Source organism: Achromobacter insolitus (assembly GCF_002209555.1).
Taxonomy (GTDB): domain Bacteria; phylum Pseudomonadota; class Gammaproteobacteria; order Burkholderiales; family Burkholderiaceae_B; genus Achromobacter; species Achromobacter insolitus.
In genome coordinates this window covers 930,961-950,510 of record NZ_NJIF01000003.1, presented here as the reverse complement: position 1 = coordinate 950,510, position 19,550 = coordinate 930,961, and the positions used below count along the sequence as shown (strand labels likewise).

The following is a 19,550-nucleotide window of genomic DNA, read 5'->3' as shown; positions in this document are numbered from 1 at the left end:
GAATCGGGAAAACACGCGCAAGCGGGGAAAACGACACCATGGAAGAGACAAGCAACCCCATGCCCGCGGGCGGGGGACCTGACCGCTGGGCCGAGTCCGCCGTCATGGACCTGGGCGGTCCGATGTTCCATGCCGCGCTACTGCTCGCACTGCGCGAAACGGTGGCGGCCGACCATGTGTCGCACGTGTTCTACGGCCACGAGGGCTCGGTGCAATATTCGTCGGCGGCCAGCTTGCTGAACCAGTCCCTGATCGAGTGGACCACCAACGTATTCGTGGACAACGAGTTCTACCGGCGCGATCCGAATTACGGCTTGCTGCGCGACATGGCATGCCGGCCGGAGCAACATCCCGATCTGGTCGTCCAGACGGCGTCTCCCGAACGCATCATGGACGACGAGTACCGCCGCCTGCTGTTCGAGCGTCCGGGGTTTGCCAGCAAGATTTCGCTTATCGGGTCTCGCAGCGAAGGCATCAGCTACCTGAACCTGTATTTTTCGCGCACGCATTCGCCGAACGTGACCGAATTGCTGCGCGGGCGCGCGCCCTTGCTGATCGCGCTTGCGCGCCGCCACCATCAGTTGTGCCGCGCGCAAGCGGAGCCGCCGCGCGCGGCGTCCTGGTGCAGCGGCTTGTCGCTGCGCGAAATCCAGGTGGCGGACCTGCTGCGCCAGGGCCATACCGCCAAGGAGGTGGGTCGCGAGCTGGGCCTGTCGCCCACCACCGTGGTCACCTACAAAAACCGCATCTTCAAAAAGAACAACGTGGCGAGCCTGAAGGAATTCCTGATCAAGGCGCCGCCGGCGAGGGTCGCAGGCGCGCAATGACCGGAACCGCCAGCGCCGCCAGGAGCGCCATGGCCGCGGCCACGTAGCCCACGCTGCCCAGGCCCCATTTCGCGATGGCCAAGCCGCCCAGCATTGCGCCGGCGCCAATGCCGGCATTGGCCGCCGATACGTTCAGGGTTCCCGCCATGGCCTGCGCGTGGGGCGCCACTTTCATCACACGCACCTGGCAAACCGGATACAGCGCCGTGTTGGCGATGCTCCAGGCGGCCAGCGCCGGCAGCAGGCCGGCCAGCGTGGACGCCAGGGGCACGGCTGCCATCATGCCCAGGCCCAGCAGCAGCGTGAATGCCAGGGTTGCGGCCAGAGGATGACGGTCTGCCGCCAGCCCGCCCAGCCAGTTGCCGGCAAGGCCCGCCGCGCCAAACCCCATCAGCCACCATCCCACCTGCGCAGGCGGTACGCCGGCGATGCGTTCCAGCACGTCGGCCAGATAGGTATAGGAAGCGAACATCGCAGTGAACACCGCGACCGACAACCCGATGTGGGCCAGCATGCGTGGATCTCGGAGGATGCGCGCCTGTTCGCGCAAACCGACACGGGGCGGGCGCGGCAGGGCAGGCATGCAGGTAAGCATCAGCGCCGCCAATGCCAGCGAAAGCCCCGACAGCGCCCAGAAACTGCCGCGCCAGCCGATCGACGCAGCCGCCAGCGTGCCCAATGGAATGCCGAACAGCAGCGCGGCGGAAATGCCGAGGTAGACGCGCGCTACCGCCTGGCCGGCGCGGCGCGGGCCGGCCAGTTGCGCGGCCGCTTCGCTGGCCGTGCCCCAGAACACCGGCAGCGCCAGCGCCGGAATGAAGCGCGCCAGTGCCAGTACCCAGATGTTGGGCGCGGCCGCAGCCAAGGCGTTGGACGCGGCGAAGAGCAGCAGGATGGCGATGAACAGGCGCTTGAGCTCCCAGTGCGACACCGTTGCCGTCAACAGCGGCCCGGCCAACATGACGGTGAAGGCGAACAGCGTGACGAGCTGGCCGGCGGCCGATACGGAGATAGAGAGGTCGCGGGCCAGTTCCGGCAGCAGCCCGACGATCAGGAACTCCGTGGACACAATGACAAAGGCGGCGGCGGCCAGGATGCTGATAGCCAGCGTGCCCGAGCGGGTCGGGGCGCAGGCCGAAGGCAAGGAAGATTCAGTCATGAAAAGCGTAGAAGGCTGGAGAGCCTTGTACGATATTGGAGATAGAATTTCTTATCTCCGGTATTTTTTCCTTATATTAAGGAATCAAATTCCTTAATTGGTAGCCCGATGATTCCTTCCGAACGCCTGAAAGGCATCGAAGCCTTTGTCTGCGTGGCAGACGCAGGCAGCTTTACCGCTGCTGCCGACCGGCTCAGCCTCACCGCCTCGGCCGTGGGCAAGAGCGTGGCCCGGCTGGAGGCCCGGCTGCGAACCCGATTGTTCGAGCGCAGCACCCGCCGCTTGGCGCTGACGGATGCGGGTCGCGCTTACTACCGCACCTGCGTGCGCGTGCTGGCTGAATTGCAGGACGCCGAAGCCGTGTTGGCGGCCGAGCGGCAGGAGCCGGCAGGGCGGCTGCGTGTGGATCTGCCAGCAACCTTCGGCCGCCGCGTGGCGCTGCCGCTGCTGCTGCAGTTCGCCCAGCGGCATCCGCAGTTGCGGCCGCAAGTGTCGTTCACGGACCGCTTCGTCGATCTGGCCGATGAGGGCATAGACGTGGCGGTGCGCATCGGCGGGCCGCAGCGTTGGGCGCCCGGTCTGGGGCATCGTTACCTGGGCTCGGAACGCGTGGTTTTCTGCGCGTCGCCCCAGTACCTGGCGCGCCGTGGCGTGCCGCAAACCGCCGACGATCTCATGCGCCATGACGCAGTGGCGTACGGGCGCCCGGACGGGGAGCCGGCATCCTGGCGGATAGTCCAAGGCGCGGGGCCGGTCAGCTTGCGACCGATAGAGGGTGTCATGGTGTTGGACAGCGCCGAAGCCCAGGTCGATGCCGTGGCCGCAGGGCTCGGCATCGCGCAACTGGCGACGTGGCTGGCGGCTGACGCTTTGCGCGATGGCCGGGTCGTCGAGGTATTGCCGCAACTGGCTACCGAGGGGTTGCCGCTGTACTTGCTTTGGCCGCTTAGCAAGCAACTGCTGCCCAAGGTGGACGCGGTTCTGGAGATGCTGGGCGAATCGCTGCGGATCGCGTGACCGACCCATACTCGCGAGCGCCCACGCAAAAGGCCCCGAAGGGGCCTTTTGCTTGCGACAGGATGATCCCGGGGCGGGAATCAGCCTTCGGCCGTTTCCTGCAGCACGCGCTTGGCTTCCTCGGCCACGCGCTCGGGGGCGGTGCCGCCCACGTGCTTGCGGGCGGCCACGGAGCCTTCCAGGGTCAGGACCTGATGCACGTCGTCGCCAATGCTGGCGTGGTAGGCCTTGAGCTCGTCCAGCGACAGATCGGCCAGGTCGCAGCCGCGCTGTTCGCAGTCGCGGACGGCGTGGGCGACCACTTCGTGGGCGTCGCGGAAGGGCACGCCGCGCTTGACCAGGTAATCGGCCAGGTCGGTGGCCGTGGCAAAGCCTTGCAGGGCGGCGGCGCGCATGTTGTCGGCCTTGACCTTGATACCGCCAGCCATGTCCGCGAAGATCGTCAGCGTGTCGCGCACCGTGTCGACGGTGTCGAACAGGCCTTCCTTGTCTTCCTGGTTGTCCTTGTTGTAGGCCAGGGGCTGGCCCTTCATCAGGGTCAGCAGGGCGACCAGATGGCCGTTGACGCGGCCGGTCTTGCCGCGGGCGAGCTCGGGCACGTCGGGGTTCTTTTTCTGCGGCATGATCGAGCTGCCGGTGCAGAAGCGGTCGGCCAGGTCGATGAAGCCCACGCGCGGGCTCATCCAGAGCACCAGCTCTTCGGAAAGGCGCGAGACGTGCGTCATGATCAGCGCGCCGGCGGCGCAGAATTCGATGGCGAAGTCGCGGTCCGACACGGCGTCCAGCGAATTGCGGCAGACGCCGTCAAAGCCCAGGGTCTTGGCGACGCGCTCGCGGTCGATCGGGTAGGACGTACCGGCCAGTGCGGCGGCGCCCAGCGGCAGGCGGTTCACGCGGCGGCGGCAGTCGGCCAGGCGCTCGGCGTCGCGGCCGAACATTTCGGCGTAGGCCAGCAGGTGGTGGCCGAAGGTGACGGGCTGGGCGACCTGCAGGTGCGTGAAGCCGGGCATGATGGTGCCCGCGTTGTCCAGCGCCACGGTGGCCAGGGCGCGGCGCAACTGGCGCAGCAGGTCCAGCAGGTTGTCGATTTCGGCGCGCAGCCACAGGCGGATGTCGGTGGCGACCTGGTCGTTGCGCGAACGGCCGGTGTGCAGGCGCTTGCCCGCGTCGCCCACCAGTTCAACCAGGCGCTTTTCGATGTTCAGGTGCACATCTTCGAGGTCGAGCAGCCATTGGAAGCTGCCTGCATCGATTTCGGACAGGATCTGAGTCATGCCGCGCTGGATGTCGGCCAGGTCCTGGGCGCCGATGATGCCCTGGGCGGCCAGCATGTCCGCGTGCGCGAGGGAACCCTGGATGTCGTAGCGCGCCAGGCGCTTGTCGAAATCCACGGACGCCGTATAGCGCTTTACGAGTTCGGAAACCGGTTCCGAGAACCGGGCGGACCAGGCCTGCGCCTTGTTGGCGAACTGGTTTTGATCGGGGGAGGGAGTGTTTGCCATGATGGGCGGAATTATAGGGCCTGGCGCGCGGAGGGCGAAGGCGGGCGCCGGTCCGCGGGCGGTGAACCTCCAGGCCGGGCCAGTTGTCGGATAATCCTGGATTAGTTTCAAGACCTTAGAGCAGGAAGAGAGTCTATGCCCCTGGAATGGGAAGAGCTGGTCACCCAATTGGATACCCATCTGCCGCGCGAAGCCTGGGCGCAGACGCTCATCGGGATCGCCGCCTTGATCCTGACGGCGCTGTTCGTCCAGTGGGTCGTGGCCCGGGTCGTGCTGCTGCTGGCGCACCGGGTGCTGGTGCTGAGCGGCAGGGGGGACTGGGATAAGGCCCTGCAGCGCCGCCGCGCGTACCAGAACCTCTGGTACGCCGTGCCGTTCGCGGTGGTGTCGATGGGCATCGGCCTGGTGCCGCATGTGGAACGGGCCGTCACCATCGTCGGGCGGCTGGCGCACGCCGGCGCCTGGATCTGCGTGTTCGTGGCGTTTTCCGGGGTGCTGAGCGCCTGGCAGGACACGTATTCCGCCACCACACGCGCGCAGACCCGCTCCATCAAGGGCTATATCCAGATAAGCAAGCTCATCCTGATGGCGGTTTGCACCGTTTTGGTGCTTTCGATCCTGATCGACCGCTCGCCGCTGTGGATGATCTCCGGCCTGGGCGCGCTGTCCGCCGTTTTGCTGCTGGTATTCAAGGACACGCTGCTGTCATTGGTGGCCAGCACCCAGCTGACCAGCAACGACATGCTGCGCATCGGCGACTGGATCGAGATGCCGCAATCCAACGCCGACGGCTTCGTGAAGGATATCGCGCTCCACACGGTCAAGGTGCAGAACTGGGACAACACCGTCACGACGGTGCCTACCTACAAGCTGTTTTCGGAAAGCTATCGCAATTACCGGCACATGTTCGAATCGGGCGGACGACGCATCAAGCGCACCGTCCGCATCGACGCGGCCAGCGTGCGCTTCCTGAGCGACGAAGAGGCCCGCCAGCTGATGCGCTTTCGCCTGTTACATGATTACCTGCAGGCCAAGACCCACGACATCGCCCAGGCCAACCAGACCATGGGCGAACTTGCCAGCGTGCCGGCCAACCGCCGCCGCCTGACCAATATCGGCACCTTGCGGGCCTATGCGCTGGCCTACCTGAAGCAGAATCCAGAGGTCCGCCAGGACATGGCGATGATGGTGCGCATGATGGAGCCCACTTCCGAGGGCATTCCGGTCGAGGTCTATTGCTTTACCGCCGTGACGGCCTGGGTGGAATACGAGCGCATCCAGGGCGACATCTTCGACCATTTGCTGGCGATCCTGCCCGAACTCGGCCTGCGCCTGTATCAGCAGCCGTCCGGCGCCGACATCGGCGCGATGGGTACCCACCTGCGCGAAGGGGCCTTGCAGGCGGCGCTGGCCGTCGAGGGCGGCCGCCCGGGCCTGGCCGCGCCGTCCGGGCACGGACTGACGGACGCGAAGATGCCGCGTTGAGGGACCGCGGGCGCCGGGGCGGGGCTGGCGGGGAGCCCCGTGAGATAATCCAGGCGTTGAAATCCCAGGCGATAGACCCGATGTCGAACCCGTTCTTCAACCTCTATTCCCACGGCTTTGCCCGGGTAGCCGTCGGCGTGCCCGAATGCAAGGTCGCCGACCCCGCGTTCAACGCCGCCCAGACGATCGCGCTGGCGCAGCAGGCCGCCCAGGGCGGAGCGGTGCTGGCGGCGTTTCCCGAACTGGGCCTGTCCGCCTACACCTGTGACGACCTGTTCCACCAGAAGGCCTTGCTGGACGAGTGCGAGGCGGCGCTGGCGCAGGTGGTGGCGGCAACCGCCGAGATGGATATCGCCGTCGTGGTCGGCGCGCCGCTGCGCGTGGCCCACCAGTTGTTCAATTGCGCCGTGGTTGCCGCGGGGGGCCGCGTGCTGGGCGTGGTGCCCAAGAGCTACCTGCCCAACTATGGCGAATTCTACGAAGCGCGCCAGTTCAGCGCCGGGGATTGCGCCACCGCCTCCGAGATCCACCTGCTGGGACAGACCGTGCCTTTCGGGTCCGAACTGATCTTCCAGATGGAAAAGCTGCCGCTGTTCCAGTTCCACGTTGAAATCTGCGAAGACGTCTGGGTGCCCATTCCGCCGTCCTCCTTCGCCGCGCTGGCTGGCGCCACCGTGCTGGTGAACCTGTCGGCTTCCAATATCGTGGTCGGCAAGTCCGAATACCGCCACCAGCTGGTGGCGCAACAGTCGGCTCGCTGCCTGTCTGCTTACATGTATACCTCCGCCGGGCGGGGCGAGTCCTCGACCGATCTGGCCTGGGACGGCCAGGCGCTGATCTACGAAAACGGCGAACTGCTGGGCGAATCGGAACGATTCCTCGGCCATTCCCATCTGCTGTTCGCGGACGTGGACCTCGAACGCCTCTCGCGCGAGCGGATGCGCCAGACCACCTTCGGCCAGTCCGTGCGCCGCCACCAGGACGAAGTGCGCAAGTTCCGCAGCGTGGCCGTTCCCGTGGATCCGCCGCTGGAAGACGCCGAGCTGGCGCTGGAGCGGCGCGTGGCCCGCTTCCCATACGTGCCGGCCGATCCGCAGCGCCGCGATGCCCGCTGCAAAGAGGTCTACAGCATCCAGGTCCAGGCCCTGGTCCAGCGCCTGTCGGCCAGCCGCATGTCCAAGGTCGTCATCGGCATCTCCGGCGGACTGGATTCCACTCATGCCCTGCTGGTCTGCGCCAAGGCCATGGACGCGCTGGACCTGCCGCGCTCCAACATCCTGGCCGTCACGATGCCGGGCTTCGCCACCAGCTCCCGCACGCTGCAGCAGGCGCGCCGGCTGATGGCGGTGGTGGGGTGCACGGCATCCGAGATCGATATCCGGCCCAGCTGCCTGCAGATGCTCAAGGACCTGGGCCATCCCTACGCGGACGGCAAGCCGGTCTACGACATTACGTTCGAAAACGTGCAGGCCGGCGAACGCACCAACCACCTGTTCCGCATCGCGAACTTCAACAACGCGATCGTCATCGGCACGGGTGACCTGAGCGAGCTTGCGCTGGGCTGGTGTACCTACGGCGTGGGCGACCACATGTCGCACTACAGCGTCAATGCCAGTGTGCCCAAAACGCTCATCACACACCTGGTGCGCTGGGTGGCCGAATCCGGCCGCCTGGGCGAGGAGGGGGCTGAAGTCCTGCTGGACGTGCTGGGCACCGATGTCAGCCCCGAGCTGGTGCCGGGCGGCGCGGACGACAAACCGGTGCAGAAAAGCGAAGATTCCATCGGTCCCTACGAGCTGCAGGACTTCAACCTGTATTACACGCTGCGCTACGGCTTCGCGCCGACCAAGGTGGCTTTCCTGGCCCTGGCGGCCTGGCGCGACAGGGAGGCGGGCGCCTGGCCCGAGGGAGGCCACGTGGCCCGCAACCAGTACGACCTGGCGGCCATCAAGCGCAACCTGAAGATCTTCCTGGACCGCTTCTTCCGGCTCAGCCAGTTCAAGCGCAGCTGCGTGCCGAATGCGCCCAAGGTCGGCTCCGGCGGTTCGCTGTCGCCGCGCGGCGACTGGCGGGCGCCCAGCGACTCCGAGTCGGCGGTGTGGATGCGCGACGCCGAGCGTATTCCTGACGAAACCTGAACCGGGCTTTCCCGCCAGGAGGGGCCCGGCGCTCGGGCTTCCTGGCGGGTGGTATTCTCTTATCCAACGTGCCCTGCAGCCATGCCGAGCCAGGGCGCCGCTACAGATCAAAAACCCAGGACGACCAACGTGAAACAAGTCACCGCCATCATCAAACCCTTCAAGCTCGACGAAGTCCGCGAAGCGCTGGCCGAAGTCGGCGTCAGCGGCCTGACCGTTACCGAAGTGAAGGGTTTCGGCCGCCAGAAAGGCCATACCGAGCTCTACCGCGGCGCCGAGTACGTGGTGGACTTCCTGCCCAAGATCCGCGTCGAAGTGGTGCTGCCCGACAGCCAGGTCGAAGCCGCCATCGAAGCTGTCGTCAAGGCCGCCCGCACCGGCAAGATCGGCGACGGCAAGATCTTCGTGACGCCGGTCGAACAGGCCATACGCATCCGCACGGGCGAAAGCGACGAAGAGGCGCTGTAGGTTCCAAGGCATTTGTGGCTGGCCGGATCCGCCGGCAGCCGCGAACACATTTTCCGGCCTACCTGATGAGCTGATTCATTTCCAGGATCGGGCTCATTACGGCCAGCACGATCAGCAGCACGAATCCCCCCATCAGCAGGATCAGCGCCGGCTCCAGCAGGGCGGTCATGGCCATCGCGCGCCGTTCCAGGTCGCGCGACAGGTTCTGCGCGCCGCGGTCCAGCAGTTCAGGCAGGCGGCCGGTCTTTTCGCCGCTGGCGATCAGGTGCACCAGCAGCGACGGAAATACCTTCTGCGCGCCCAGCGATGCCGAGAGCGACGCGCCTTCCCGCACCCGCGCCGAGGCTTCGTCCACCGCTTGGCGCAGCACATCGTTGCCCAGCGTGCGGCGCGCCGCTTCCAATGCCGTCAGCAGCGCCACGCCGCTCCCTGAGAGGATGGCCAGCGTGGATGCGAAGCGGGCGGCGTTCACGCCCAGCACGAAACGTCCGGCCAAGGGCAGCCGCAGCAATCGCGCATGCCAGGCGCGCCGCGCGGCAGGCGCGCGCAGCGCGTAACGCCACAGCGCCACCGCAGCCGCCAGCGCGGCGCCCGTCGCCGTGCCCCATTCCCGCACATAGTCGGACAGCGCCAGCATGATGCGCGTCAAGAGCGGCAGTTCCTGCTTGGCCTGGCTGAACGCGGACACCACCTGGGGCACCACATAGCCCAGCAGGAAGATCACGATGATCACCGACACGCACGCCACCACCGCGGGGTAGATGAACGCCGTCAGCACCTTGCTGCGCAGGGCATTGCGTTCCTCGATGTAGTCGGCAAGCTTCTCCATCACCTGCGCCAGGTCGCCTGATTCTTCGCCGGCGCCGATCAGCGCCCGGTAGATCTCCGGGAAGTCGCGTGGCCGCGCGGCCAGGGCGGTGGACAGCTTGTGCCCCGCGCGCACGTCGTCGCGCACGCCGCCCAGCGTGGCGGCGATGTGTTTTTTTTCAGCCTGCTCCAACGTGGCGCTGAGGGCGGCGTCCAGCGGCAGGCTCGCCGCCAGCAGGCTGGCGAGTTGACGCGTCAGCCAGGCCAGATCGGCGTCCGACAGGCGTGTGCGCAGCGACGCGCCGATTCCTTCGGCGCGCGCGGCCAGGGACGTGGACAGCGGCAGCAAGCCGCGGCCGCGCAACTGGTTGCGCGCGCCGCGCTCGCTGTCGGCGTCGATCGTGCCGCGCACGATTTTTCCCAACGCGTCGGTGGCTTCGTATCGGAAGGAAGGCATTTGCAAAGCACGGGCCGCGCGCATTTGCAAAACGCGCAAAGCCCCGAATTTAAAGGGTTTCAAGGCCGCTACGATGCCTGCGGATTATGACCGTAGTGTTGCACTGTCACCCCGTATACTCCGACGCGCTTTCACGTTTTTTCACACGATTTCACGTCTCAGGCACCTATCCCGTCATGCGTCAAATTGCGCAATTCAGCCTCGCGGTACTGCTTGCCGCGAGCCAGCTCGGACCCGCGGCCACCACGGTTCATGCTCAACAGACCGACAACCGCGTCAGTCTGAACTTCGTCGACACCGACATTCCCGCCGTGCTGCGCGCCTTGTCGTTGTTCACGCAGCGCAACTTCCTGGTGGACCCGCGCGTCAAGGGCAAGCTTACGCTGGTGTCGGACCGCCCCGTGGACAGCGCGCAGGCGCTGTCCATGCTGACGGGCGCGCTGCGTCTGCAGGGTTTTGCCATTGTCGACGTCGATGGCGTGACGCGCGTGGTGCCGGAGGCCGATGCCAAGCTGCAGGGCAGCGCGGTGGTGGGCAATGGACGACCCGGGCAAGCCGTGGGCGGGGCGCCGGCTGGCGGCGCGGGACGCGGGCCGGTGCCCGTCGCCGCGTTTGCCAAGGGCAGCAGTGGGGAAATGCTGACGCGCGTGTTTCCGCTGAAGTACGAAAACGCCGCCAACCTGGTGCCGGTGCTGCGTCCCATGGTGCCGCCGAACAATCCGATCAACGCCTATCCCGGCAACAACACGCTGGTGGTCACGGACTACGCCGATAACCTGGAACGGATCGCGCAGGTCATTGCGCGCATCGACGTCCCCAGCTCGATCGACACGGACGTGGTGCCGGTGCGCTCGGCCATCGCGACCGACATCGCCATTCTTGCCTCGCAATTGCTGGATACGCAAAGCAGCGACCCGACGCAGCGCATTGCCGTGGTGGCCGATCCGCGCAGCAATAGCGTGCTGGTGCGTTCCGGCAGCCCTGCGCGCACGCGCCTTGCACGGGACCTGATCATGAAGCTGGACGCGCAGCAAAACCGCGCCGGCAATCTGCACGTGGTCTACATGCGCAACGCGCAAGCCACGCGCATCGCCGAGGTCTTGGGCGGCCTGCTGACCGGGCAGGCGAATTCCGCGCCGGGCGCCACGGGGGGCGCCGCCGCCGGCGCCGGTGCCCAGGGCGGCGCACGCGCACAGAACGCGTCGGCGGGCATGGCCGGCCAGGCAGTGCAGGGCATGTCCGGCATGTCCGCGTCGTCCAAGGGCGGATTGTCGGGCGAGCAGGAGCGCATTGCCCGCGAAGACAACAGTTCGCAAGCCGTGTCGTACTCGGCTGGCGGGGCCACCATCCAGGCGGATCCCGCGACCAATTCACTCATCATCTCGGCGCCTGAACCGCTTTACCGCAGCTTGCGCGAGGTCATCGACCAGCTCGATCAGCGCCGCGCGCAGGTATTGGTGGAGAGCCTGATCGTGGAAGTCAGCGAGGCCAAGGCGGCGGAGTTCGGCATCCAGTGGATGACGGGCGCCGGCAACATCAATAGCGACGGCACCAGCTTCATCGGCGGCACCAATCTGGGCGGCAGCGGCATTACCGGCAAAGGCCCCACTACCATCGACGGCCTGGGCAGCGGCCTGAGCCTGGGCGTGGTCAAGGGCACCGTCGACGTGCTGGGCAACAAGGTGATCAACCTGGGCGTGCTGGCGCGCGCGATGGAAAATTCGGGCGAGGCGAACATCCTGTCCACGCCCAACCTCCTGACGCTGGATAACCAATCGGCCAGTATCCTGGTGGGCAAGACGGTGCCGTTCGTGACCGGTCAGTACGTGACTTCGGGCAGCAATGGCAGCACCAATCCGTTCCAGACCATCGAACGCGAAGACGTCGGCCTGAAGCTGAATATCCGCCCGCAGATTTCCGAAGGCGGCGCGGTCAAGCTGGACATCTACCAGGAAGTCAGCAGCATCGATGAAAGCCGTTCCAATTCCACCACCGGCATCGTCACGAACAAACGCGCCATCGACACCAGCGTGCTGATCGATGATGGCCAGATCATTGTGCTGGGCGGCCTGCTGGAAGACAACGTGACGCTTACGACGAACAGCGTGCCCGGCCTGGGTTCGCTGCCCGTGATCGGTTCGTTGTTCCGCTACGACTCGCGCAAACGCACCAAGACCAATCTGATGGTGTTCTTGCGGCCCTACGTGGTGCGCGACGCCAATCGCACTGCCGGCGTCACCATGGACCGCTACGACTACATGCGCCGCGCGCAGGGCGCGGTGCAGCCGGGCCAGCACTGGCTGCTGCCGGACATGCAGGCGCCGATGCTGCCTCAGCCCGGTTCGGCGCCCTCGGTCTCGAACAATGCGTACGACCTGCGGCCGGAACATCAGGCGGAAACGCTGCGGCGGCCGGCGCCCGTCACGGCGCAGTCCTTCGCGGTGCGGCAGTATCCCGGCATGGAGCAGGGCCGCGATGCTTCCGGGGCCATCCGTGTGTCGCGCACGCTGATGCACAGCGTGGCCGTGGACCCTGATACGTTGCTATGAGCGCGCATCCGCTGCCATATGCCTGGGCCCGCGCACAACGGGCGATGCTGTCGCTGCGCGGCGGACAGGCCCGCCTGACCGTCAGCCCGCGCACGCCAGAATGGGCGGTGCGCGAGATCCGGCGCTGCCATGGCGACATTGAACTGGCTCAGGTCGAGGACGAGGCGCTGGAAACCCTGCTGACCGCGGCCTACAGCCATTCCGAGGACGCGGCATCGGTCATGGGCGTGGCCGAGAACGAGATCGACCTGGACCGCCTGATGCAGGACATGCCCGAGGTGGCGGACCTGCTGGAGGCCCAGGACGACGCGCCCGTGATCCGCATGATCAACGCATTGTTCGCGCAGGCCGCGCGGGACGGCGCCAGCGATATCCACATCGAACCGTTCGAGACGCACTCCGTAGTGCGCTACCGGGTCGACGGCACCTTGCGCGACGTGGTGTCGCCGCGCAAGGCGCTGCATGCGGCGCTGATCTCGCGCATCAAGATCATGGCGCATCTGGACATCGCCGAAAAGCGCTTGCCGCAGGACGGACGCATTGCGCTGCGCGTGGGCGGGCGGCCGATAGATGTGCGCGTTTCCACCTTGCCGACCGGGCATGGCGAACGGGCCGTGCTGCGGCTGCTGGACAAGGAAGCGGGGCGCTTGCAGCTGGAGAAGCTGGGCATGGATGGGGGCGTGTTGGGACAGCTGGACCGGTTGATCCGCCAGCCGCACGGCATCGTGCTGGTGACCGGACCCACCGGCAGCGGCAAGACCACCACGCTGTACGCGGCGTTAAGCCGCCTGGACGCATCCACCAGCAATATCCTGACGGTCGAGGATCCGATCGAATACGACTTGCCCGGCATCAGCCAGACCCAGGTCAACGCCAAGATCGACATGAGCTTCGCATTGGCGCTGCGAGCCATCCTGCGCCAGGATCCCGATGTGATCATGATCGGCGAAATCCGCGACCTGGAAACCGCGCAGATCGCGGTGCAGGCATCGCTGACGGGCCACCTGGTGCTGGCCACCTTGCACACGAACGACTCGGTGTCGGCCGTGACCCGGCTCACCGACATGGGCGTGGAACCCTTCCTGCTCGCGTCATCGCTCTTGGGTGTGCTGGCGCAGCGTCTGGTGCGCAAGCTCTGCCCGGCGTGCAAAAAGCCCGCCCTGCAGGACGGTGCGCGCGTGTTTCATCCGGTGGGCTGCGATGCCTGCAACCATACCGGCTACAGCGGACGTTCCGGCATCCATGAACTCTTCACGGTGGACGACGAGGCGCGCCGGCTGATCCACGAAGGGCGCGACGAACGCGAACTGCGCCGCGCGGCTGCCGCGTCAGGCATGCGGACCATGCGCGAGGACGGACAGCGCTGGGTGGAAAGCGGGCAGACCTCGCCGGAGGAGATCCTGCGGGTGACGCGGGACGCCTAGTATTTATATTCGCCAGCGGTCGAAAAAGGCGAAGGAAAGCTGGCGGTGATGCCGGATCGAGAGCAGGTAGACCCGATTCTTGATGCAGGCGTAAAGCTTCAGGTAGTGGGCAGAGACGTACTCGCGCAGTTCCGCATCCTCGGAAAGCGTACTGAGCTGCCGGGCCACGCGAGCCACTCCATTGGCGGCTTCCACGGAACGCACGGGCCGTTCCAGGAACGAGCGCCCCATGGCGGCGGGAAAGGCTGCGAGATTCGGAATGACCACATCGGCTAACTCGTCCAGCAGCGCGTCGAAAGCGTGTGGAACCTTGGCCCCGGTGAGGAAGGCTTCGATTTCCTCGAGCTTGCGCTCGAAGTGGGCTGTGAGCTTGATGGCGGGTTTGGCGGTCACGAAGCGAAACCGTCGATCAGCGGGTGGCCATGGCAGGCTCCCTGGGCTAGATTTTGTACTTAAAAACGTACATTTTTCGGCCAAATCCGAAGCCCAACGATCCGGAATCAGGTGCCGAACGTCGTCACGTCGCCCGACCGCCTACCCAACGCCGACAACAGGCCGTCCAGGGCCGCGCGCTCGGCTTCGCGGGCGGACCCGGCATAGGTCGCCTGGCCCTGGAATTTCAGGCCGCCCCGGCCGCTGGCGCTGCCCTGGCCGGTCACATCCAGCAGGCCGCTTTCCGTGCTCAGCGCCAGTGTGGCGCCGGACTTGCCGCCTTGCACCCGCAACAGATACGAGCCCACTGGCGCCACCGGCGTCAGCGCGGTGCTGGCGTTGCGCCAGCGCAGTTCGGCCAGTGGGCCTGCGGGCAGGGCCGCGCCCAGCCGCAGCGGCTGCCAGCGGATTTCCAGCGTGCCCTGTGGGGCGATGGTGTTCCAAGGCGCGCCCAGCGCGGACAGGATGGAGGCAGGCGCGCGCAGGGACTGGGCGGGCACCGACACGCCGTTCCAACCTGGGCTGGCCCGCAAGGGGCCCTGCAGCCAGGGGTGGGAGATCTCCAGGGCCAGCGCATCCCAGCGCCATTGCCATTGCACGGGCTGTGGCAGCATGCGGCGCGCGCCGGGCGGACCCAGCGCGATCCAGGCGCTACCGCGCCACAAAGTGCCGCTGGCGTCGGCCAGCGCAACCGGCGCCTTGTCCGGCAGCAGAACCAGCAGCCAGCGCGCGGGCAGAACGGTGACGGCGGCCGCGGCGGCACAGACAGAGCCTGCCAGGAGCAGCGCAGCGGAACGTTTGGAAAGGCGCAAGCCGGACATGTCAGCCACGCTCCGATGCTTGCGGCGTCACCAGGCTCACCTTGCCGTTGACCAGACCGGGCAGTGGCCGCCCGTTGACGTTGGCGGCACGTGTGAGCTGCACCTCCTTGACCGCCAGGCCCCAATCGCGCGCGGCCCCATCCAGCCAGCGCAGCAGGGCCGAAGACGGCGCCTGTTTCAGTGTCAGCAGTATGCCCGGGCCTTGCTCCGGTTCGTCCAGCGCCCATAGTTCCGCGGCGAGTCCGGCGCGCTCCAGCGAGGCGCCCATTTCCGCGACGCTGGGCATGGCGCCGGCAGGCGCTGCGGACTTGCGCCGCAACGCCTTGGCTTGGGTGGTCAGGTCGGCGACCGTGGCTGCCTGGCCGCGCAGCGCGGGCAATTCCGCTTGCATTTTGCGCAGCGTGTTCAAGGGCGGCTCGATCAGGGCGACGAAGACCAGCGCGCCGCCCAGCAGCAGGCCGGCCGCTGTCACCAGCCGGCGCTCGCGCGGCGCCAGCGCCTGGTAGCGTAGTCCGGCGCGCGCCAGCGCGGGAGTCAGGGTCTTGGCCAGCGACTGTCTGGCCGCATGCAGGGCTTGCGGAAGTTTCATGGTTGCGCGCGCACGATGCGCCAGGTGGTGTCGTTGTCGCCGCGTTCGAGCTTCAGGCCCAGGGCTGCGGCTTGCTGGATCAGCGCGGGCGTCTCCGCCACGCGTTGCGACTGTTCGCCGGCGTCGGCCAGTTGCAGCGTCAACGCCTGTTCGGTGTAGCCCAGGCGGGACACCTTGTCGGCGGCGAAGGGCAGGGCCTGCGCCGCGGCGCGCGCCAGGGGCAGGAAGTCGGCGGCATTGGCTGCGCCGCGGTTCGCCTGCAGCGCGTCCAGGCCTTGCTGCGCCTGGCGTGGCGGGTCCAGGACCACTGGCAGGTCGGGGAACGCGGCCAGGACCTGCGCATGCATGCCGTTGCGCAACGCGTCGGCTTCGGCTTGCAGTTGCGATGCGTACAGGTTCAGCCCGCCTATCCAGACGACTGCCGCGGCCGCGCCCCAGCGCCAGGCGGGGCGCCAGGCCGAGACTCGGGCCGGCGCCAGCTGGGGCATGGCGAGCGACCATGAAGGCGAGGGCGCCTGCCAGCGAGGATCGGCTGGGTCGCGCAGGGGCGCCGAGGTTTCGGCCCCCAGCGCCTGTGGCGCGATGAGCGCCTGCGTGCGCAAGCCCTGCGCATTTAACAGGCTCCAGCCTCGGCGCACGGGTTCGCGCGCGGCCCAGGCCAGCGGCACCGTACCGTCGGCCGAGCGCGGACCGTGGCCGATGGCCAGCGCGTCCAGGTCGCTGAGCACGAGCGGCTCCAGGGCGCTGTGCACCGCGGCCGCAAAGCGGGCGCGCGCCACCGCGGGGATCTGCACGCTGGCGGCGATCACATCGTCGGGGTGCAGCACGGCTTCGCAGGCGGCGTGGGGATAGGCATGGCCCAGCGCTTCGAGCGTCAACTCACCCTGGCGGGCGCAGCGGCCGCGGCGGTCGAACCAGGCGTAGGGCAGGAGCGAGCCGGCGTTGAATTCTTCCAGCGGCGGCAACGCGATGCGCAGAATGTTCTTCAAGGAATTTCTCTAGTCCATAAGGTGTCGGGGGCTGCCGGCGGCGAGCTGCGCAGCAGCGCCTGCATGGAGATGCGCGCCCGCTCATAGGCCACGGTGCCGCTGGCCAGGAACCATGCGCTGGTGGTGACCACCGTGGGCGCGGGCGCCTTGATGCCTGCGCCTGTCAGGCGGTTGGCGAAGTCGCCGGCATTGTTGAACCAGTTGCCGCGGTCGCGTTCGCCCGCCATGGTGCGGGCCTGGCTCAGCGACAGGCCGGGCACCAAAGCCGCAATGACCTCGGCGGGCGCGGTATTGACGTTGACACTGGTGGAGACAGGCAGCACCGTCATTGTGCGACGCAGTGCATTGCGTACCGACGGATCCAATGCGAGCAAGGCCGCCACTTCGTCCACGCCGCGCGGCAAGGGCGCGCGCGCCTCGGGGGCAGGGCGCCCCGGCGGCGCGGAGGGAACGTCGGCTGGCGGCGCCACGGGCTGCGCGGCCGACATCACCTCCACAATGCGCGCGGCCAAGGTGTCCGGCAATTGCAGCGCATTCAGGAGTCGGCGCAATACCTGCTCCTGCTCGGGTTGAGGCACGCCATTGGTGGCGAGGTTGTAGAGGTTGTACTTGCCTTGCTCGTCCTGAACGCGGCCAGAGAACACGGCGATGCGTTCGTCGCCAGGCCGCTCGATGCGTGTATCCAGGACCGGCGTGGCCCAGATCTGGTCGCCGCGCGTGATGGATTCGCGCCGGCCGTGGTCGCGCACGATGAGGCGAGCCCAGTCTATGCCGCCCGCCAGCATGGCAAGGGCTTGCACCCGCGCCATCTCGTTTTCCACGCGGCGCGTGCTGGCGGTCTGGCGCTGGAACAGACCGGTGGTCAAGGCAGCGACGATGGCAACGATGATGAGCGCGCTGATGACGGCGGCGCCGCGCTCGCGCCGGGATCCGCGGACGCCGTTCATGGCAGTTCCAGCACGCGGGTGTAGCGTTCGGGAGAGGCGGAGGAGCCGCGTTCCAGCGTGATCTCCAGGCCGGTCGGGGTGGCAGCCAGGCTGGCTGCGCCGTCGACCCAGCCTGTGCCGGGCACCCAGGCGCGCAGCGCGAGGTTCCGTGTGCCGGGCAGCAGAAGTATGCCGTCGCCCGCGGCCGGCAGGGGGCTGCGAGCCGCCGACGGCCCGCTGGCGCGCCACAGGCCGTCCTTGCGCACCTGCCAATGCACGCGCTGCCACTGGCCGTTGCCGTCCGGGTCGGGACGCAGGATCTCGAAGACCGGTCCCCCGCCCGCGCGGCGCAGCAGGCGCAGGCCGCTGGTGTAGGCCTGCGCGTCCAGTCCCGTGGGGTCGAAGCCGGGGCCGCTGTAAGAGAGTTCGATGTCGCGCGCCATCTGGCCCAGCGTGCGGACGATAGCGTCAATGTCATCGGCCTGCGCCTCGATCCGCTCGCGCGCGCCGGACACGCTGGCCAGGCCGCGCCAGGCCATCAGGCTCACCAGCGCCATCAGCGCCAGCGCTACCAGCACTTCAATAAGCGTAAAGCCGGCTTGGGTCGGGAGAGGGCGGCGCATGGCTATCGCAGGCTGGACAACAGGCCGTCCAGTTGCAGCAGCACGGCGCCCGTCTGCGAGGCGCCGGCATCGCGCACCTTGATCGACACCTGGCGGAAGCTGCGGTTCATCGAATTCGTAAACTCCATTTCGCATTGCAGCGCCCGGCCGCCTTGCGGACAGGCTGCGCTGCGTGTGCCGGCGCGCGGCAACACCTGTTCCAGCCGCAGCTGGGTCAGCGCGTTCTGCGCGGCCAGCAATGCCAGCGTCTTGTCCTGCAGGGCGCGGTTGTTCTCCGCCATGACGCCGGTCGCGCGCAGGGCTGCGCCCATGGCGACGGCGATGATGGCCAGTGCCACCAGCACCTCGATCAGCGTGAAGCCGCGCTGTCGGCCGGGCGGGCGGGGCGGCTCAGCGGATCTCATAGCGGCCCGCGGCGTCGCGCAGGAGGATGACGCGGGACGTGCCCGCGCTCAGTGTCAGGGTGATGGGCGCGGCGACCCATTCCGTGTTGAACACCAGCGGTTGGTCCGGATCGAGCCGCAGTTCCACCGGCGCGGCCGACCAGGACTGCGGGCGCAATACCTCGTCGCGTTCCATGCGGTCCAGGGGCAGAGGCCTGTCTTCCTCGGCGCTCAGCCCCGGCAGCCGGCCCTGGCGTTCGAAGGACCAGCCCTGGCCGCTGGCCAGCCAGCGGATGGGGCGGCCATCGCTGCGCGCCTCGCTCTGGGCCACCGTGAAAGCGTCCGCCAGGCGCTGGGCATCGCCGCGCAGTCTGTTTTCGCTACGTCCGACGGACAGGCTCACCATGCTGGCGGCGATCGCCACGATCACGAGCACGACCAGGACTTCGACCAGCGTGAAGCCGCGCTCAGAGTTCCCAGGAACCGATGTCGGCATCGCCGCTTTCTCCCCCGGGCTTGTTGTCGGCGCCGAACGAGAACACATCGATATCGCCTTTGACGCCGGGGCTCAGGTATTGGTAGGGGTGGCCCCAGGGATCGTTGGGCAGCTTGTCCAGGTAGCCGCGCCAGTTGTTCACGCCTTCGGGTTTTTGCACCAGGGCGCGCAGGCCCTGGGCGGTGGTGGGGTAGCGGCCATTGTCCAGGCGATACAACTTCAGCGCCTGCATGATGCCGGCGATGTCCTGGCGCGCGGCGACCTGGCGGGCCTGATCGGGGCGGTCCAGCACGCGGGGGACGATCAGCGCCGCAAGTATCCCCATGATCACAATCACCACCATGATCTCGATGAGGGTGAAACCTTGCTGGCGGGCAAGCCCGCGCGGTAGCTGACGCACTTGATGACTCCGGTCTTTCAGTAGAAGCGGAGGATTGTGGACATGAAATATGACAGCA

The 19,550-nt window shown here is 67.4% G+C and carries 19 protein-coding genes; 7 read left to right on the top strand and 12 right to left on the bottom strand.

Annotated features, from left to right (window positions below; genetic code table 11):
• Positions 1-38 precede the first annotated feature (38 nt).
• Positions 39-827: a helix-turn-helix transcriptional regulator gene (locus CEY08_RS14555; RefSeq protein WP_076812901.1), complete on the top strand. Its 789-nt coding sequence runs from the start codon at positions 39-41 to the stop codon at positions 825-827.
• On the opposite strand, the gene CEY08_RS14550 is transcribed toward CEY08_RS14555, so the two are convergent.
• A complete protein-coding gene (locus CEY08_RS14550; RefSeq protein ID WP_076812905.1) occupies positions 790-1,986 on the bottom strand; it encodes an MFS transporter in 1,197 nt (398 codons plus the stop codon). The genes CEY08_RS14555 and CEY08_RS14550 overlap by 38 nt on opposite strands.
• Before the next feature lie 108 nt (positions 1,987-2,094).
• Between CEY08_RS14550 and CEY08_RS14545 the strand changes: the two genes are divergently transcribed.
• The gene (locus CEY08_RS14545) at positions 2,095-3,003 is read left to right on the top strand and encodes a LysR family transcriptional regulator (RefSeq protein ID WP_076812909.1); all 909 of its coding nucleotides are present in this window, start codon (positions 2,095-2,097) and stop codon (positions 3,001-3,003) included.
• Positions 3,004-3,083: 80 nt separating this feature from the next.
• Here CEY08_RS14545 and argH read toward each other — a convergent pair whose 3' ends face one another.
• Positions 3,084-4,505 (bottom strand): argininosuccinate lyase, encoded by a 1,422-nt coding sequence (argH, locus tag CEY08_RS14540; RefSeq protein WP_076812912.1) that lies wholly within the window; start codon positions 4,503-4,505, stop codon positions 3,084-3,086.
• A 135-nt stretch (positions 4,506-4,640) separates the two neighbouring features.
• Here argH and CEY08_RS14535 point away from each other — a divergent pair, with 135 nt between their 5' ends.
• The 3 genes from CEY08_RS14535 to CEY08_RS14525 all read left to right on the top strand — a co-directional run bounded on the left by CEY08_RS14535 (position 4,641) and on the right by CEY08_RS14525 (position 8,596).
• Positions 4,641-5,990 (top strand): mechanosensitive ion channel family protein, encoded by a 1,350-nt coding sequence (locus CEY08_RS14535; protein WP_088607701.1) that lies wholly within the window; start codon positions 4,641-4,643, stop codon positions 5,988-5,990.
• Positions 5,991-6,070: 80 nt separating this feature from the next.
• The gene (locus CEY08_RS14530; protein ID WP_076812915.1) at positions 6,071-8,128 is read left to right on the top strand and encodes an NAD(+) synthase; all 2,058 of its coding nucleotides are present in this window, start codon (positions 6,071-6,073) and stop codon (positions 8,126-8,128) included.
• A 129-nt stretch (positions 8,129-8,257) separates the two neighbouring features.
• A complete protein-coding gene (locus CEY08_RS14525; protein ID WP_013393295.1) occupies positions 8,258-8,596 on the top strand; it encodes a P-II family nitrogen regulator in 339 nt (112 codons plus the stop codon).
• A 58-nt stretch (positions 8,597-8,654) separates the two neighbouring features.
• Here the strand turns inward: CEY08_RS14525 and gspF are convergent, their stop codons facing one another.
• Positions 8,655-9,860 carry a type II secretion system inner membrane protein GspF gene (gspF, locus tag CEY08_RS14520; RefSeq protein WP_076817623.1) on the bottom strand — a complete coding sequence of 402 codons (1,206 nt, stop codon included), beginning with the start codon at positions 9,858-9,860 and terminating at the stop codon, positions 8,655-8,657.
• A gap of 176 nt (positions 9,861-10,036) precedes the next feature.
• On the opposite strand from gspF, the gene gspD reads away from it, so the two are divergent.
• Positions 10,037-12,409, top strand: coding sequence for a type II secretion system secretin GspD (gene gspD, locus CEY08_RS14515; RefSeq protein WP_076812918.1), 2,373 nt, complete (start codon positions 10,037-10,039; stop codon positions 12,407-12,409).
• Entirely contained in the window at positions 12,406-13,833 is a 1,428-nt protein-coding gene (gene gspE, locus CEY08_RS14510; protein ID WP_063959788.1) for a type II secretion system ATPase GspE, read from the top strand. Before gspD ends, gspE begins: the two co-directional genes overlap by 4 nt.
• A gap of 3 nt (positions 13,834-13,836) precedes the next feature.
• On the opposite strand, the gene CEY08_RS14505 is transcribed toward gspE, so the two are convergent.
• The 9 genes from CEY08_RS14505 to gspG form a co-directional block, all read right to left on the bottom strand.
• Positions 13,837-14,226, bottom strand: a complete 390-nt coding sequence (locus CEY08_RS14505; protein WP_076812922.1) for a hypothetical protein — start codon at positions 14,224-14,226, stop codon at positions 13,837-13,839.
• Between the two features lie 107 nt (positions 14,227-14,333).
• Positions 14,334-15,086 carry a type II secretion system protein N gene (gspN, locus tag CEY08_RS14500; protein ID WP_076812925.1) on the bottom strand — a complete coding sequence of 251 codons (753 nt, stop codon included), beginning with the start codon at positions 15,084-15,086 and terminating at the stop codon, positions 14,334-14,336.
• Position 15,087: 1 nt separating this feature from the next.
• Complete coding sequence (locus tag CEY08_RS14495) at positions 15,088-15,675, bottom strand: type II secretion system protein M (protein ID WP_076812928.1); 588 nt, start codon at positions 15,673-15,675, stop codon at positions 15,088-15,090.
• On the bottom strand, positions 15,672-16,664 hold the full coding sequence (gene gspL / locus CEY08_RS14490) for a type II secretion system protein GspL (protein WP_076812932.1): 993 nt from the start codon (positions 16,662-16,664) through the stop codon (positions 15,672-15,674). The genes CEY08_RS14495 and gspL overlap by 4 nt, the downstream gene beginning before the upstream one ends.
• Positions 16,661-17,611, bottom strand: coding sequence for a type II secretion system minor pseudopilin GspK (gene gspK / locus CEY08_RS14485; protein ID WP_076812935.1), 951 nt, complete (start codon positions 17,609-17,611; stop codon positions 16,661-16,663). The genes gspL and gspK overlap by 4 nt, the downstream gene beginning before the upstream one ends.
• The gene (locus CEY08_RS14480) at positions 17,608-18,213 is read right to left on the bottom strand and encodes a PulJ/GspJ family protein (protein WP_076812939.1); all 606 of its coding nucleotides are present in this window, start codon (positions 18,211-18,213) and stop codon (positions 17,608-17,610) included. Before CEY08_RS14480 ends, gspK begins: the two co-directional genes overlap by 4 nt.
• Positions 18,214-18,215: 2 nt before the next feature.
• On the bottom strand, positions 18,216-18,617 hold the full coding sequence (gspI, locus tag CEY08_RS14475) for a type II secretion system minor pseudopilin GspI (protein WP_042793215.1): 402 nt from the start codon (positions 18,615-18,617) through the stop codon (positions 18,216-18,218).
• Positions 18,604-19,092: a type II secretion system minor pseudopilin GspH gene (gene gspH, locus CEY08_RS14470; RefSeq protein ID WP_076812942.1), complete on the bottom strand. Its 489-nt coding sequence runs from the start codon at positions 19,090-19,092 to the stop codon at positions 18,604-18,606. The genes gspI and gspH overlap by 14 nt, the downstream gene beginning before the upstream one ends.
• Positions 19,064-19,492: a type II secretion system major pseudopilin GspG gene (gene gspG, locus CEY08_RS14465; protein WP_042793217.1), complete on the bottom strand. Its 429-nt coding sequence runs from the start codon at positions 19,490-19,492 to the stop codon at positions 19,064-19,066. The genes gspH and gspG overlap by 29 nt, the downstream gene beginning before the upstream one ends.
• Positions 19,493-19,550: the final 58 nt, after the last annotated feature.